Annotated in this window: 13 protein-coding genes and 1 riboswitch; of the genes, 4 read left to right on the forward strand and 9 right to left on the reverse strand. The window is 69.7% G+C overall.

Going from position 1 to position 14,557, the window contains the following annotated elements:
• Positions 1 to 87: 87 nt before the first annotated feature.
• Together ACV530_RS09175 and ACV530_RS09180 are read right to left on the reverse strand one after the other, a co-directional pair.
• Positions 88 to 678, reverse strand: coding sequence for a YIP1 family protein (locus ACV530_RS09175; RefSeq protein WP_494331812.1), 591 nt, complete (start codon positions 676 to 678; stop codon positions 88 to 90).
• A 28-nt stretch (positions 679 to 706) separates the two neighbouring features.
• On the reverse strand, positions 707 to 2,197 hold the full coding sequence (locus ACV530_RS09180) for an APC family permease (RefSeq protein ID WP_494332023.1): 1,491 nt from the start codon (positions 2,195 to 2,197) through the stop codon (positions 707 to 709).
• Positions 2,198 to 2,365: 168 nt separating this feature from the next.
• Positions 2,366 to 2,584: riboswitch (cobalamin riboswitch) on the forward strand.
• A gap of 31 nt (positions 2,585 to 2,615) precedes the next feature.
• Here ACV530_RS09180 and nicT point away from each other — a divergent pair.
• Positions 2,616 to 3,731 carry a Nickel transporter NicT gene (gene nicT / locus ACV530_RS09185; RefSeq protein WP_494332024.1) on the forward strand — a complete coding sequence of 372 codons (1,116 nt, stop codon included), beginning with the start codon at positions 2,616 to 2,618 and terminating at the stop codon, positions 3,729 to 3,731.
• Positions 3,732 to 3,738: 7 nt separating this feature from the next.
• On the opposite strand, the gene ACV530_RS09190 is transcribed toward nicT, so the two are convergent.
• The 4 genes from ACV530_RS09190 to ACV530_RS09205 form a co-directional block, all read right to left on the reverse strand.
• A complete protein-coding gene (locus tag ACV530_RS09190) occupies positions 3,739 to 4,908 on the reverse strand; it encodes an FAD-dependent monooxygenase (RefSeq protein ID WP_494331813.1) in 1,170 nt (389 codons plus the stop codon).
• Positions 4,909 to 5,085: 177 nt separating this feature from the next.
• Complete coding sequence (locus ACV530_RS09195) at positions 5,086 to 6,381, reverse strand: DUF5933 domain-containing protein (protein WP_494332025.1); 1,296 nt, start codon at positions 6,379 to 6,381, stop codon at positions 5,086 to 5,088.
• 173 nt (positions 6,382 to 6,554) lie between these two features.
• Positions 6,555 to 8,804, reverse strand: coding sequence for an MMPL family transporter (locus ACV530_RS09200; protein WP_494331814.1), 2,250 nt, complete (start codon positions 8,802 to 8,804; stop codon positions 6,555 to 6,557).
• Positions 8,805 to 8,920: 116 nt separating this feature from the next.
• Positions 8,921 to 9,922, reverse strand: a complete 1,002-nt coding sequence (locus ACV530_RS09205; RefSeq protein ID WP_494331815.1) for a GlxA family transcriptional regulator — start codon at positions 9,920 to 9,922, stop codon at positions 8,921 to 8,923.
• A 105-nt stretch (positions 9,923 to 10,027) separates the two neighbouring features.
• On the opposite strand from ACV530_RS09205, the gene ACV530_RS09210 reads away from it, so the two are divergent.
• A complete protein-coding gene (locus ACV530_RS09210) occupies positions 10,028 to 10,585 on the forward strand; it encodes a DNA-directed RNA polymerase subunit beta family protein (protein ID WP_494331816.1) in 558 nt (185 codons plus the stop codon).
• Between the two features lie 71 nt (positions 10,586 to 10,656).
• Here ACV530_RS09210 and ACV530_RS09215 read toward each other — a convergent pair whose 3' ends face one another.
• Both ACV530_RS09215 and ACV530_RS09220 read right to left on the reverse strand, forming a co-directional pair.
• Positions 10,657 to 11,271 (reverse strand): RraA family protein, encoded by a 615-nt coding sequence (locus tag ACV530_RS09215; protein WP_494331817.1) that lies wholly within the window; start codon positions 11,269 to 11,271, stop codon positions 10,657 to 10,659.
• 159 nt (positions 11,272 to 11,430) lie between these two features.
• Positions 11,431 to 12,141, reverse strand: coding sequence for an esterase/lipase family protein (locus tag ACV530_RS09220; protein ID WP_494331818.1), 711 nt, complete (start codon positions 12,139 to 12,141; stop codon positions 11,431 to 11,433).
• Between the two features lie 214 nt (positions 12,142 to 12,355).
• On the opposite strand from ACV530_RS09220, the gene ACV530_RS09225 reads away from it, so the two are divergent.
• Both ACV530_RS09225 and ACV530_RS09230 read left to right on the forward strand, forming a co-directional pair.
• Positions 12,356 to 13,114, forward strand: a complete 759-nt coding sequence (locus tag ACV530_RS09225) for an endonuclease/exonuclease/phosphatase family protein (protein WP_494331819.1) — start codon at positions 12,356 to 12,358, stop codon at positions 13,112 to 13,114.
• A gap of 34 nt (positions 13,115 to 13,148) precedes the next feature.
• On the forward strand, positions 13,149 to 13,676 hold the full coding sequence (locus ACV530_RS09230) for a DinB family protein (RefSeq protein WP_494331820.1): 528 nt from the start codon (positions 13,149 to 13,151) through the stop codon (positions 13,674 to 13,676).
• Between the two features lie 65 nt (positions 13,677 to 13,741).
• On the opposite strand, the gene ACV530_RS09235 is transcribed toward ACV530_RS09230, so the two are convergent.
• Positions 13,742 to 14,479, reverse strand: coding sequence for an SDR family oxidoreductase (locus tag ACV530_RS09235; RefSeq protein WP_494331821.1), 738 nt, complete (start codon positions 14,477 to 14,479; stop codon positions 13,742 to 13,744).
• Positions 14,480 to 14,557: the final 78 nt, after the last annotated feature.

Here is a 14,557-nt window from a genome sequence, read left to right on the forward strand (position 1 = left end):
ATGCATAACCCATCCTTGATGAGGTAGAACTGTCTTCGAGCCCGCCCGGTGTGCATCCCCCGTCGCACCGGGCGGGCCGCTGTCGTCTCACCAACTGCCGGGCGGGAACTTGAGCAGAGCGAGTGCCGCCAGCATCTGGATGCTCACGGCGCCCACCGCCTTGTGGGTGGGCAGATGGTGCTGACCCCGTATCAGCAGCGTGGCGAGCGCGCAGCCGAGGGCCGCCGTGGCACAGGCCGCGGCCCGCACCGGCATGGACGAGGCCGGCAGCCAGGTGGCCAGTACCAGCCGCGGCAGATCGCTCGCCCAGAAGACGAGGACGAACAGGCTGGCCGTGGGCCCGAACCGGCCGCTGCCGCCCAGCCGGCGGGCAATGGCGTGGGTGACCGCGCCGAGCAGCGCGCTCGCGAGCGTCATGACGCCTGCCCCGATGGCCATCGCCTCCAGGGCGAGGGCCTGGCTCACGTCCCACTGGGCCCAGAAGGAGTCCTTGGCCAGGGTCCCCAGCGCCCCGCACACCAGGGACAGCAGCGCGGCCGCCCCCCAGACGCTCCGGTCCCGCGCCTCGTCGAGCACCTCGACGGGTCGGTACCAGAGCCCGAATATGAGCCGGTGCCAGAGCAGTCGGCGCGGCTTGGCGGCAGGGGAGTGGGGGGCGGATGCTGTGGTCAAAGGCATGGTTGTCGTTTTATCACCGTTCGCCGTTTCAGACCGGCGCGGGCTCCATGGGGCCGGGGTCGGGATCGCCGTCCGGGTCCGTGCCGGACGCGGTCACGTGCAGATACTCCTCGCTGATCTCCCGTGGCCCGAAAGGCCAGATCTTCTCGTAGCGCGCCCACAGCAGGAACGCCGCGCAGCCCATGGCCACCCATGCGAGCGACCATTCGATGGGGTGCCTGCCGGGTGAAGCCTTGTCCGCGTAGCCGAAGATGACGACCCATCCGACGAGCGCGACCAGGCTGGGCAGCGGGTAGAGCCACATGCGGTACGGGCGCCGCAGCGCCGGCTGGCGGCGCCGCAGGACGGTCACGGCCGCGACCTGCCCGAAGGCCTGCACCAGCACCATGACCGTGGTCAGCAGCTGGATGAGCGTCGCCAGGTCCGTATGACGCCCGATCAGGGTGCCCACGATGCCGACGGCCGCCATGGTCAGCATCGCCACCACGGGGAAGCGGTGGCGGGAGTGCAGGGTGCCGAACGCACGGAAGAAGACCTTTTCCCGCGCGGCGTCGTAGGGGATGCGGGAGCCGCCCAGGAGCCCGGTGAAGACCGAGGCGAAGCCCGTGACGAGGATCAGCCCCGTGACGGCTTCCGCGGGGCCCTTGCCCCAGCTCTTCTCGAGCACGGCGGAGGCGACGGACGTGTGCGCGAGGCTCTTCTCGTCGACGATCTCGTTCCAGTCGATGACCCCCAGGGTGCCGATCTGCAGCAGCAGATACAGAACCATGATGCCGAGGATGGAGTAGATGATGGAGCGCGGCAGGACGCGCCCCGGGTTCCTGATCTCGGCGCCCATGTAGGCGGTGGTGTTGTAGCCCCCGTAGTCGTAGATGCCGATGGTGAGCCCCAGGGCGAAGCCGATCCAGAAGTGATTGGTCGTCAGATCGAAGGAGTGTGCGGGGTAGGTGAAGGCGAGGTCGGGGCTGAAGTGGCTGAAGGCCGCGACGATCACGAGACCGATCGACGCGATCATCACCCACCACATCCCGGCCGCGATCCGCGCGAGTCTGTCCACCCGCCCCCACAGCATCGCGACCACGAGCACGATGAGCCCGACGCCGACGAGGTCGCCCTGAGTCTGCGTCATATCCGGCCAGAGATACTGGAGATACGCCACGAAGCCGATGACGCCCGTGGACATCGCGAGCGGAATGTAGAGCATCGCCGTCCAGATGAACAGGAACGGCATCAACTTGCCGGTGCGGTACTGGAACGCCTGCCGCAGATAGACGTAACTGCCGCCCGCCCCGGGCAGCGACGCACCCAGCTCGGCCCAGATCAGGCCGTCCGCGAGCGCGAGGACCGCACCGGCCGCGAAGCCGATGACGGCGTGCGGCCCGCCGAAGGCGGCGACCATGGTGGGGATGGTGATGAAAGGTCCGATCCCGCACATCTGCGTCATGTTGATGGCGGTGGCCTGGAAGAGGCCGATACGGCGGACGAAGCCGACCGGCTTCTCCGGCTCGTTGTCTGGAATTGCCACGGCGGTCAACCTCTCGTCGTCATCGGTTGCACTCGCACTCGTAGCACCGGCGCGCCGGACACGTCCATCACCTGGACCGTTCGAGAGCGGCGGATGGCCGCCCTCCGCTCGAACGGGCCATGACAATCGCCACTTTCCGGCCACCCCGTCCCCGGCGAGGCGCTACAGTGGCCCGGCCGTGGTGTTCGGGAAGACCGGTGGGGACCTTCGAGGTCCGACTCCGGAGCGGCCCTCGCCACTGTGATCGGGAAGTCACCGTCCCGTTCCGCACGCCCTTCGCGGTGCGCGGAGCCACTGGCAGCAGCCGGCTGCTGGGAAGGCAGGGACGGTCGCGCATGCGGACCCGTAAGCCAGGAGACCGGCCACGGCATCTCACGAATCGATCCACGAGGTGCTGGAGCGTGATCCGCAGATGACCCTGCCCACCGATACCCCCGCCGGCGTGCCCGCCGCCTTCCGATGGCGCCGCGAGGACACCATACGAACCGCCGGCCTGCTGGCCGTCATAGCCGCCTTGCACGTCGTCGCCTTCGGCGTGCTCTTCCTGCTCGTCGCCCCCAACCACTACACGGTGGGCTCCAAGGTCTACGGAGTCGGCCTCGGCATCACCGCCTACACCCTCGGCATGCGGCACGCCTTCGACGCCGACCACATAGCCGCCATCGACAACACCACCCGCAAGCTGATGGCCGACGGCAAGCGCCCGGTCTCGGTCGGCTTCTGGTTCGCGCTCGGCCACTCCAGCGTTGTCGTCGTCATGGCCGCCCTCGTCGCCGGCGGTACGCACCTGGCCGGGACCCTGATGAACGAGGACTCCGCCACCCACCAGACCCTCGGCGTGGTCGGCACCACCGTCTCCGGCGGCTTCCTCTACCTCATCGCCGCCCTCAACCTCGTCGCCCTCTCGGGCATCCTGCGCATCTTCCGCTCCATGCGTGAGGGCCGCTACGACGAGGCCGAGCTCGAGAAGCAGCTGGACTCCCGCGGGTTCATGAACCGCCTCCTCGGCCGCTTCACGCGCTCCATCAGCCGCCCCGGCCAGATGTACCCGCTCGGCTTCCTCTTCGGCCTCGGCTTCGACACCGCCACCGAGGTCACCCTGATGGTGATGGCGGGCAGCGGTGCCGCCGCCGGACTGCCCTGGTACGCGATCGTCTGCCTGCCGCTGCTGTTCGCCGCCGGCATGAGCCTGTTCGACACCCTCGACGGCACGTTCATGAACTTCGCCTACCAGTGGGCGTTCTCCAACCCGGTCCGCAAGGTCTACTACAACCTCACCATCACCGGCCTGTCGATCGCCGTCGCCTTCCTCATCGGCACCATCGAACTCGTCGGCGTGCTCCACGAGAAGCTCGGCATGAACGACGCGGTCACCAGCTGGGTCGCCGGACTCGACCTCGACAACGTCGGCTTCGTCATCGTCGGCCTGTTCGTGGTGGTGTGGGCCGCCGCCCTGGCGTACTGGCGCTTCGCCGACGTCGAACAGCGCTGGGCCGACCGCGCGAAGACGGTTCCCGCCGACAGCTGACGGACCGTCAATCCACCGGCGGCCGCCAGTCCGCGATCCCGTCGAGCGCCCGCAGCGCGACGTGCGGGCCCAGGCGGCCCGCCGTGGCGAACAGCCCGGTACGCAGGGCCACCGCCGGCCGCGAGGCCCAGGTGGTGAGCCCTGCGATCCGCTGCGCCCGCCGCACCACCGCCGTGGTGCGGGGCAGCCGCTCCGCGGTGTACGCCGCGAGCGCCACCCCGATGTCCCCGTCCGGCGCGGCGAGATGGGCCAGCACGATCGCGTCCTCGATGGCCTGGCAGCCGCCCTGGCCCAGGTGCGGCGTCATGGCATGCGCCGCGTCGCCCAGCAGGGCGGTACGGCCCCGGTGGAACGCGGCCAGCGGCTCGGCCAGCGAGTGGATGTCGTTGTGCAGGATGTCGCCGTCCCCCGCGGCCTCGATGAGCGTGGGGATCGGTTCGTGCCAGCCCCCGAACAGCCGCAGCAGCTCGGCCCGTTCCCCGTCGGCTGCCCGGCCGCCGGGCCGGGCGACCGCGGTCGCGTAGCAGTAGACCCGCCCGTCGGAGAGGGGCAGGGTGCCCCACAACAGCCCGCGCCCCCACGTCTCGTGCGGCCGGTACGGTGCGGCCGGCGCCGGGACGACCATCCGCCAGCTGGTGACCCCCGCATACCGCGGACCCCCGTGGCGCGGGAACAGCGCCGAGCGCGTCGACGAATGGATCCCGTCCGCCGCGACGACCAGCTCGGCCTCCAACTCCCCGTCCGCGGTGGTCACCCGTGCGAGCTCGCCGCCCGCCCCGCCCGGCACCACACCGGTCACGGCGCTACCCGTGCGTACCGTGTCTTCGGGCAGCGCACTCACGAGCAGTTCGACCAGATCCGCCCGGTGAGCCACGACCACCGACCCGCCGAACCGTTTCGCCACGGCCTCGCCCGACGTACGGGAGATCCATCGCCCGTCGGGCCGCCGCAGTCCGCTCTCCCCCTGGATCGCCGACATGGCACGGACGGCATCCCCGAGGCCGAGCACGTCCAGCGCCCGCAGCGCGTTGGGCGCGATCCCGATCCCGGCCCCGACGGGCTCCAGAGCCGGCGCCCGCTCGAGGACGGTGACCTCCCACCCGCGCCGCCCCAGCGCGGCGGCAGCCGCCAGACCACCGATTCCGGCACCGATGACGACGGCTCGCGACGGGCTCATGTTGCCTCACAGGAGTGGGGAGTTGTGTCATGAACATCTATCGCATCACACATGTCGCACGTCGGCGGGGTCAAGACCGCAGGTCACCTCTTCGACAGGCCACCTCCTCGACGGCCCACAACGGCCGGAAGCCACCGCCCGCTTCCTCGCGGGTGGTGGCTTCCGATGCGTTGTGATTCAGACCAGTTCGGTCTGCGGTTGCGGTTCCGGTTGCGGCTCCGATCGCGGCGCCGGTACGGCCTTCGGCGCCCACCGGCGGTTGTTCCGTATGTAGCCGTAGATCACCGAGAGCATCGCCAGAACGAGAAGCGGCCCGAACACCCACGGATAGTCGGCCAGCTCCGTCGACAGATAGCGATATGCCACCAGGAACGCGGTGAAGACCGTTGTGCCATAGGCGACCAGCAGGATTCCCGGCCGGTCCCAGCCACGGTCGAACGAGAGCAGTGCCGCCTCGATCGTGAGCGTGAACACCACGCCGGCAATGATGTCCGTGCCGTAGTGATAGCCGAAGCCCAGCGTCGCGCCGAGCGTGGCGATCAGCCAGAACGTGCCCGCGTATCGCAGAATCCGGGAGCCCTTGCGGGTGTGAATGAAGATCGCGGTGGCCCATGCCGTGTGCAGGCTGGGCATGCAGTTGCGCGGGGTGAACTCGTCGAACGGCATGTGGTGCGGCACGGCGATCGACGACGTGTCCGGCCACACATTGGCCACCGCCCAGTGCCCGCCGTCGGCGCCGTAGGCGAAGATCGGCCCGACCACGGGGAAGAGCATGTAGATGCCCGGCCCGAGGACGCCGATCACCAGAAAGGTGCGCACCAGATAGTGGCCCGGGAAGCGGCGCTCGGCCGCCACATTGCGCAGCTGGTACAGCGCGACGACGACCGCGGCCACCGCGAGCTGGGCGTAGACGGCGTGGAGAAGCCAGGGGCCGACCGGATCGGTGGCCCGGACGATCCGGCCCACCAGCCACGACGGGTTGCCCAGCGCGTGATCGGCGGTCGCCACGTACTGGTCGAGCACCATCGGACGGGCCTTCGCCGTGATGAGCAGCCAGATGTCACCGACCTTGCGCGCGGTCACCATCAGCAGGCCCAGCCCGACGCCCTGCAGCAGCAGGACACGTTCCCGGCCGGTGCGGCGCGTGACGGCGATGACCCCGCAGCCCAGAATCACCCACAACGCACCGTTGCCGGGCATCAGCCCCAGCCCGTGGGCGCCGGCCGCCCACCGCACCAGAAAGAAGGCGATGTCGATTCCGATTGCGGTACAAGCCGCGATGAGCCGTTGCCGCCAGGTGAACACCACCATCATCAACGCCATGCTGGTGTACAGCAGTGCCGGCGACTTGGGGGCGAAAACCAGCTCCCGTACCTGGTTGGTGAGCGGCCCCCGAAGGCCGTAATGGTGAGCGGTGATTTCCAGCGCGACAAGGAATGCGAGGGTTACCACACCCGCCGCGGCCCACAGTATCGTCCGTGGTTGACGCCATGCGGCGAACGTAATTCTGCGGTTTATTCGCGATATAGGTATCAATTAATCGGCCGATTTACTAGACATGGGTGAACGGGCTACTCGTCGTGCCGGACAGTGCGTTTTCCGGTGAAGGGCGGGTGATGGGCGTGATCGTCGTGAGCCCGAACATGCTATCGGAGCTGTCCTGGGGCGGGTTTCGCCGGTCGTGGGCGGTGTGACGGTCGGCTGCTCCCGCGCTGTGGGGATCCTCGGCCGAAGGGAGACGGGCGCCACCAGGTGGCGCGCCCGGCGAGCGCCATCACGGCGGGTGCGAGCAGGCCGCGCACGATCGTGGCGTCGAGCAGGGCGGCGAGGGCCAGCCCGAGGCCGATGATCTTGAGCAGGACCAGGTCGGAGGTGGCCAGCGCCGCCATGACGACGGCCAGGGTGAGCGCCGCCCAGGTGAACAGGCGCGCCGTGCGGTCGAGACCGCGGGCCACGGCGCCATCCCCGTCGGGGACGCGTTCGTACTCCTCGCAGATGCGGGCCAGCAGCAGGATCTCGTAGTCCATGGACAGGCCGAAGGCGATGCAGAAGACGAGGGCCGGCATCAGCACGTCCGTCGTTCCGGTGACGGTGAAGCCGCCCAGCAGACCCGTCAGGTGGCCGTCCTGGAAGACGTACACGAGGGCACCGAAGCCGGCGCACAGGCTCAGGGCATTGAGCAGCAGCGCCTTGACGGCCAGCAGCGGTCGCCGGGTCAGCGCCAGCACCAGGACGAGCAGGGTGCCCGTCACCAGGGCCAGAGCGACGGGCAGCCGCGTGGTGAGCGCGCGCTGGACGTCGGCCAGGGTCGCGCCGGGGCCGCCGACCAGGACGGGAGCGGGGGCCGGAAGCCGGCGCAGGGCCTGGGCGAGGTCCCGGTTGGCGGGGGAATAGGGCTCGCCGGTGGTGGTAACGGAGAGCCAGGCGCCATGCCGCGATGCGAAGGCCGCCGCGGTGGCGCCATCCGGCTCCACACGGTTGCCGTGGGCGTAGGAACCCGTGGTCGTCTCCACTCGCACCACCCCGGGCCGGGCGGCGATACGGCGTGCGTAGGCGTCGAGTTCGGCGGCCCGGGCCCGGGCGTCGAACCGGGGCAGTACGACGGTCGTGGGGGTGACCACGGCGCCCGCCCGGAAGCCTTCGCGCAGCAGCGCCCCGGCCCGCCCCACCGTGGACGAGGCGGGCAGGACGCGGTCGTCGAAGAGGGCGAACCGGACGTGCGTGAACGGCAGGGCGAGCGCCAGCAGTGCCGCCGCGGCGGCGAGGGTGACCATCCCCGGTCTGCGCATGGACGCCAGCGCCAGCTGTCCCCACCAGCCGAGCCGGTCCGGCGGCCGCGGCCTCGCGTGCCTTCCCGGCCGGCCGCGGCGCCAGCGTGCGAAGACGTCGAAACACCGGATCCGCTCACCCAGGACGGCCAGGAGGGCGGGGAGCACGGTGAGGCTGCCGAGCGCCGCGAAGACCGTCACGGCGATACCGCCGTAGGCGATGGAGCGCAGGATGGTGTGCGGGAAGACCAGCAGCGCGGCCAGGGAGAGGGTGACCGTGGCGGCGGAGAACGCCACGGCCCGGCCCGCTGTCCGCAGCGCCGTGTTCCGGGCCGCCTCGGTGCCCGCGCCCGCTGCCAGCTCCTCGCGATAGCGGGCGAGCAGAAAGAGGCTGTAGTCGACGGCAAGGGCGAAGCCGAGCGCGGAGGAGATGCCGCTGACGTAGACCGAGATGTCGGTCCACACGGAGAGCAGCCGCAGCGTTGCCAAGGCGCCCAGCACCGCCAGTGCGCCCACGACGACCGGCAGCAGCGCGGCCACCGCCGAGCCGAACGCCAGGAGGAGCAGCAGCGCGGTCAGCGGCAGGGCCAGCGCCTCTCCCCGGAGCTGGTCGCGCCCGGCCTGCCGCAGCAGCTCGGCGCGCACCACGGCCTCTCCGGTGGCCATGATGTCCAGCGGACCGTGACGGCCGGACAGCTCCGGCACCAGACGCTCCGCGGCCCGCGTCGCCGCTTTTTCGCGGCCGCGCAGCCGCACCAGCACCAGGGCGCCGTCCCCGTCCTTCGAGCGCAGCGACGGGGAGTGCGACTGCCAGTAGGAGTCCACCCGGGAAACGGAGTGATCGGCGGCCAGCCGCCGCGCCAGCTGCTCGCCCTCGGCGGCCGCTTCGGGATCGTCCACGGACCCTGTCGCGCCCGGCACCCGGGCGACCAGCACGAGATCCGGTGGCGCGGCGGCGAACTCGTCGTCGAGCACCCGCTCGGCGCGAGCCGCCTCGGCGGCGGCCGGCACCGTGCCACCGGGCGACAGCCGCTGGTGGACCGAGGCGCCCCACCAGCCGCCGGCCACAGCGAACACCAGGGCCAGCCCCAGGGTGGCCCAGTGCCGGACATGCCGTGGGGCGCGCACCGTCGAGGACTCACCCCTTGGCCGGGCCGGGAGCACGTCAGATGTGTAGACGCCGGGCAGAGCCTCATATCCCGCGGACACCTCATCGGAGCAACAGGAGCCCCCTGGCTGCACGACTACCGCACGGGCCGCAGCCGCGCCTGGCCCTGCGACCGTGACCGGGTGGAACTGGGTGCCTCGCCCGTGTGTTTGCGGTAGACACGCCGGAACGCGGCTGCGTCGGAGTAGCCGACAGCGGCGGCGATGACGTCGACGGGCTGTCGTGTGGTGACGAGCAGATCGGCCGCGTGACCAACCCGGAGGCGGTGGACGAACTCCATCGGCGACATCCCCAGGCATTCCTGAGTGCGCCGTGCGAGGGTTCTCGTGGACACCGAGGCGGCATCGGCCAGTTCGCCCAGTGTGAGCTGCCGGTCGAGGTTGGCCCTGACATGGAGCTCGACGGCGCGCAGGGTGGGGTCGGTGGTGCGTAGGCGTTCCAGCACCGTGGAGCGCGATGGCGACATGCGCGCGTCGAGCACGAGGTAGTGGGCCACGCGGTGGGCCAGTTCGGGGCCCGCGAGGCGGGCGACGAGCGCCAGCATCAAGTCGGTGTGCGCGAACGCGGCGCCAGCTGTGAGCATGTTCCCGCTGTCGACGACCATGCGGTCGGCGAGCAAGGTGACGTCCGGGAAGCGCCGCGCGAAGAGCGGGGCCAGCCGCCACGTCGTGGTCGCCTGCCGCCCCGACAGCAGACCGGACGAGGCGAGGACGAACGTGGCCGAGCACGAGGCCGCCACCGTCGCGCCGTCCGCCGCGGCGTGCCGGATCACACCGACGGCCCGCATCGTGTCGGGCCGGGCGAGGAGACGCTCGACGCCGCCGGGCCCGCTGGACGCGGAGTGCCCCGGAATCACCAGTACGTCATCGGGGCCGAACCCCTCGGGCGGCAGCGGAGCCCTGGCCGTGACCGGGATCGGCCGCCCGGTGCCGGACCGAACCGACGCGCCATCCAGCGATACGACCCTCTGGGACAGGAGCCGATCACTGCCCGCGAGCAAGGCGGCCGTATCGATCACATCGATCCCGATGCCGAGCGCACCTTCCAGTACGCCGTCCAACGCCAAGTGTGTTATCACGAGGCGAGATTGGACCGGAACATGTCAACCCCGTCAATGGCGGTACGGGGCGTTCCCCCAGCATGGTTCCAACCGTCCGAGACCACCGGCTACGCAAGGATGGCCATGACACATCTCCGCTTCGGCCGCAGGACGCGACGAGCCGCGGTCGGCCTGGCCGCCGCCGCCCTGTCCTGCACCCTCGCCACCGCCACGAGCGGCACCGCCCACGCCTACACGGCCTGGCCGGACGTGATACTCATCCCCCGCAACAACGGCAACGTCTGCCTGGCCCAGGACTGGGGCGCGAACGTCCCCCATCTGCAAGCGAACTACAACGTGTGCCAGCGAGGCGCACGCCCGGTTCCCAGAGGGATGCAGTGGGCGGTCCAGTCCGCGGCGCCCGATACCGGTTACTCCAACGTGAAGATCAAGAACCTGTGGAGCGGCAGTTGTCTCACTGCCGTGAACAGCGGCGGCTGGCGGGTCAAGATGTCCGGCTGCGACCGCTCCAAGAAGGGGCAGATCTGGGCCCTCACTTGGAGCTCGCAGCAAGACGGCTGGCAGTTCTTCAACTTCGACAGCCGCTCTTGTCTGGACGCCGGTCAGGGCGCATTCCTCTTCAGGGAGGAGGGGTGCAACCCCAACAACCGTTACCAGACGTGGTGGTCGGCGAACGCGTGAGCCGCTGACCGAAGTTGCCCGTACGGTCCCCGCACCTCATCCCGCGTGCGGGGGCCGTGGCTACTGCTCCATCAGCCCTCGAAGCCCTTCTCGCGCAGCGCGGCGTCGATACGGGCGCGGTGTGCCGCCTCCCAGTCGTCGAGGGATTGCTCGGCCTCCTTGGCCAGCTTCGCCCGGGCGGCGAGCAGTACCTCTTCTCGGCGGGCTGCGGGGACGACCACAATCCCCTCCTCGTCGGCGACGACTATGTCCCCGGGGCTCACGCTCACACCGCCGCACCGCACATCGACGTTGAGCGGTGCAACTGCCGCCTTCGTGCCCGGAATCGGGATGATGCCGCGGGCGAAGACGGGGAAGCCCGCCTCGCGGACCTCGGCGAGGTCGCGGATCACCCCGTCCGCCACGAACGCCGCCACTCCGCGGCGCTGGGCCACGGCGCAGACGTTCCCGCCGGCGAGGGCATAGTCGACGTCGCCCGACTCGACGACGATCACCGAGCCGGGCTCCGCGCGGTAAATGGCGCTGTGCAGCATGAGGTTGTCGCCCGGAGGGCACTTCACGGTGAAGGCCGGCCCGGCGACGCGCGGGACCGGGGTCCACAGGGGACGCATGCCGATGTCCATGACCTGGGCGCGGCCCAGGATCTCGGCGAGGGCGGTCGTGGGGGTGGTGGTGAAGTCGCTCATGTCTCCTGTCTTCTCTTCCGTTCCGCAACGCCTACCGTCAGCCCGTCGCCGCGGTCTGTGTCCACATGACGGCAGTCTCCCGTGGAACGGTCGCATCGGCCTGGTGAGAGTGATCACTGCAATCGGGCCCCGCTACCTGCCCGCTTTCGGGCCTGCCGGTTACTTGGCGATGGGCGACAGAAACGTCCGTATCTGTGCCGAGACAGCACTGTCCGTCAGCAGGTCGTTGTGCTTGAGACAGGCAGCTGCCACCGTGTTCGCGGCGCCGGCGAGCGCCGTGCTGTCGGTGGGCAGGATCTGCTCGTCGCAGGAGGAGCGCCACGTCGCATAGCGCACCGGGGCCGGTGTCCCGCCGCCGGAGTTGAGGTGCCGCAGGACGTAGGAGTCCGGGGTCATGTCCCGGCAGCCCTGGTCCCACAGGGCACACAGATACGCCAGGGTCGTACCGTGGTTGGGGCCGCCGAGCGACACCCAGTGCGCAACCTTCTCCAGCCCGCCGCCGAACTCCACGTACCACCGGGTGGGCAGGCTCCCCAGGCTGTGCGCGACGAGGTCCACCCGCTGCGCACCGGTCCGCTTCAGCACCGTATCGACGTATCCGGCCAGTTGACCCGACAGCACCTCATTGGTGGAGAGCGTGGTGTCGTACGACCACGCGAAGAGGCGGTCGGCGGGGTAGCCGGCCCTGATGAAGTCGGCCTTCATGGTGCCCCAGACGCCGGGGTCGGCGTTGCGGCCGTGGACGAAGACAACGGGATCGGGCGCCGGTGGCTGGGCGAGGGCGGGGACGGTGGTGAACTGCGTCCAGCAGATGAGGGCGGCCGACAGCGCCGCCAGGAGCCGGGGGATTCTTTTGCGCTTGTTGCTCATGGCGCGTTCCTCTCCGGTTGGTTGAGATGGAGCTCATGATGTCCAACTCGGCCTGATTCCGCTTGAGTTCGCTGATCACGACAGTCGACGATGGTCCGGTGGTTCTGCTGTTCCCGTTGCCCCTCGTGCGGTGGATTCCGGAGAGACGCGGCATGTGCGGCGGGGACGGCGGTCAGTCCTGTAGCCAGGATCCCCGGTACGAGAGGAGCTGACGATGAGTCGTACTGTCGCACGCTGGAGCCGGAGAGGGCGTCTCGCTGCCGTGGCAGGCGCGGCGTTCACGATGGTGGCTACGGTGTCCTCACCGGCACAAGCGGCCGCGGACGCCCGAACATTGGCGACGTGGAACGTCCAGAGTTCGGCCGCACGGTGGGACGCGGCCGGAAAGCTGGCGAGGACCCAGAGCGTGGTCGCGCTTCAGGAAGTCTCCAAACAACCACCGGCCAACGTGGAGCGCAAGGAGACGATCCGCCCGAACCTCTTCGCCTGGAAGTGGAACGTGGGGACGAAGTCCCGTCCCGTTTACCGCAAACTGCACATGCTGACGACGCCGTCCAAGAACCTGGCGATCGTCACCGACTGGGCTCCCGCCGCCGCCAACGTCATCGAGATTCCCGGGAAGTACCGGCCGCTGCTGTGCGTGAACGACACGGCCAACTCCACGCTGTTCTGCTCCCTGCACGCCAGCGCCAAGGGCGGCGGGGACGCCGCGACGCTGGTGAAGTACGCGGCCAACTATGCGTCGCAGAACAAGATTCCCAGCTGGGCGGTACTGGGCGACTACAACCGCGGCCCTGCCGACCTGAAGAAGGACAAGAACCTCCCGGCCTCGGCGAAGATCTACGCCCCCAAGGGGGCCACCCAGCAGAGCGGCGGCACCCTGGACTACCTGGTCTCCAACGTCACCACGACCAAGTGGAAGGCCAAGATCGACAAGAGCGGGGGCAGCGACCACTGGGCCGTGAAGTGGTGAGCTGAATGTCAGTGCTGCCTGCCACACTCGGACGATGACTTACTCACCTATGTGGAACGGCGACACCCGACCCACCCCGCCCGCCGTCGGCGGTGAGAGGGAAACGCTGAGCGCGGTCCTGGACTGGCACCGGGCGACCTTCGAGCTCAAGTGCTCGGGCCTGTCCCCGCAGCAGTTGTCCGAACGTGCGGTGCCGCCGTCCACGCTGTCCCTGCACGGCCTGGTACGACACCTGGCCGGCGCCGAACGCTGGTGGTTCCGCATCCAGTTCGCCGGCGAGGACGTGCCGCTGCTCTATTACTCCGACGACGACCCCGACCAGGACTTCGACCGTCTGGGCGGCGACGTCGACGAGGCCTTCACCGTCTGGCGGGCTGAGTGCGAACGATCGCGGCGCATCACGGCTGCTGCGGCGTCGTTGGACGAAACCGGCATACGCAAGAGCACCGGCGAGCCGATATCGCTCCGCAGGATCATGGTGGACATGATCGCCGAGTACGCCCGCCACAACGGTCACGCCGACCTGCTGCGCGAACGCATCGACGGCGCGATCGGGCGCTGATCGCGTCAACGTGCGGGCAGCTCCCCGCCCTTGAGCTTGTGATTTAACTGGAACTTGAGCGTGGGTCAGTTCTGGGCGGTGGGCCGGACGACGATCTCGTTCACGTCGACGGTTGCAGGCTGCTCGATTGCGAACGCGATGGCTTGGGCGATCGCAGCGGGCGGGATCGCGATCCGGTCCCGCATCTCCGTGATCTGCGTTCGGACCTGCGGATTCGTCGATGCCTCAGCGAAGTCGGTGCCGATCACGCCGGGCGAGACGGTGGTCACCCGCAGGGAGTCGCCGGCTTCCTGACGCAGGCCTTCGCAGATGGCACGGACCGCGAACTTTGTACCGGCGTAGACCGCCATGGCCGGCACGATGCGAAATGCGGCCGTGGAGGCGATGGTGATGAAATGGCCCGTGCCCTGGGCCCGGAAGACCGGCAGCGCGGCAGCGATTCCGTGCAGCACACCCTTCACGTTGACATCGACCATCTGGTCCCACTCGTCGACCCGCAGATCGTCCAGAGGCGAGATCGTGCCGGCCCCGGCGTTGCTGACCAGCACGTCGAGCCGGCCGAATCGCTCGCCGGCCAGGGCGACCAGGGTGTGCAGGTCGTCCCGTCGGGTCACGTCCGTACGGGTCTGCACAGCCGCGCCACCCGCCTTCTCGATCCGCGCCACCAACTCCGCGAGACGGTCGGAGCGGCGCGCACCCAGGACGAGCCGCGCGCCTCTCTCGGCAAGCAGCAGTGCGGTCGCCTCGCCGATGCCGCTGCTGGCTCCCGTGATCGCCACTACCTTGCCGTCGATTCCCGACATGATGTGTTCCTCTCCTTTTTCCTTCTCGGTACCGGTTCCCGGTGATCGCCTGGAACGCGTCTGCTCCCCGGGGCGCCT

It is taken from the genome of Streptomyces sp. SX-6 (genome assembly GCF_059089585.1).

Excerpts from the sequence above, each read along its gene's own strand:
- ACV530_RS09175 (WP_494331812.1), bottom strand. The coding sequence starts at position 678 with ATGCCTTTGACCACAGCATCCGCCCCCCACTCCCCTGCCGCCAAGCCG.
- nicT (WP_494332024.1), top strand. The coding sequence starts at position 2,616 with ATGACCCTGCCCACCGATACCCCCGCCGGCGTGCCCGCCGCCTTCCGA.
- ACV530_RS09190 (WP_494331813.1), bottom strand. The coding sequence starts at position 4,908 with ATGAGCCCGTCGCGAGCCGTCGTCATCGGTGCCGGAATCGGTGGTCTG.
- ACV530_RS09210 (WP_494331816.1), top strand. The coding sequence starts at position 10,028 with ATGACACATCTCCGCTTCGGCCGCAGGACGCGACGAGCCGCGGTCGGC.
- ACV530_RS09215 (WP_494331817.1), bottom strand. The coding sequence starts at position 11,271 with ATGAGCGACTTCACCACCACCCCCACGACCGCCCTCGCCGAGATCCTG.
- ACV530_RS09220 (WP_494331818.1), bottom strand. The coding sequence starts at position 12,141 with ATGAGCAACAAGCGCAAAAGAATCCCCCGGCTCCTGGCGGCGCTGTCG.
- ACV530_RS09225 (WP_494331819.1), top strand. The coding sequence starts at position 12,356 with ATGAGTCGTACTGTCGCACGCTGGAGCCGGAGAGGGCGTCTCGCTGCC.
- ACV530_RS09230 (WP_494331820.1), top strand. The coding sequence starts at position 13,149 with ATGACTTACTCACCTATGTGGAACGGCGACACCCGACCCACCCCGCCC.
- ACV530_RS09235 (WP_494331821.1), bottom strand. The coding sequence starts at position 14,479 with ATGTCGGGAATCGACGGCAAGGTAGTGGCGATCACGGGAGCCAGCAGC.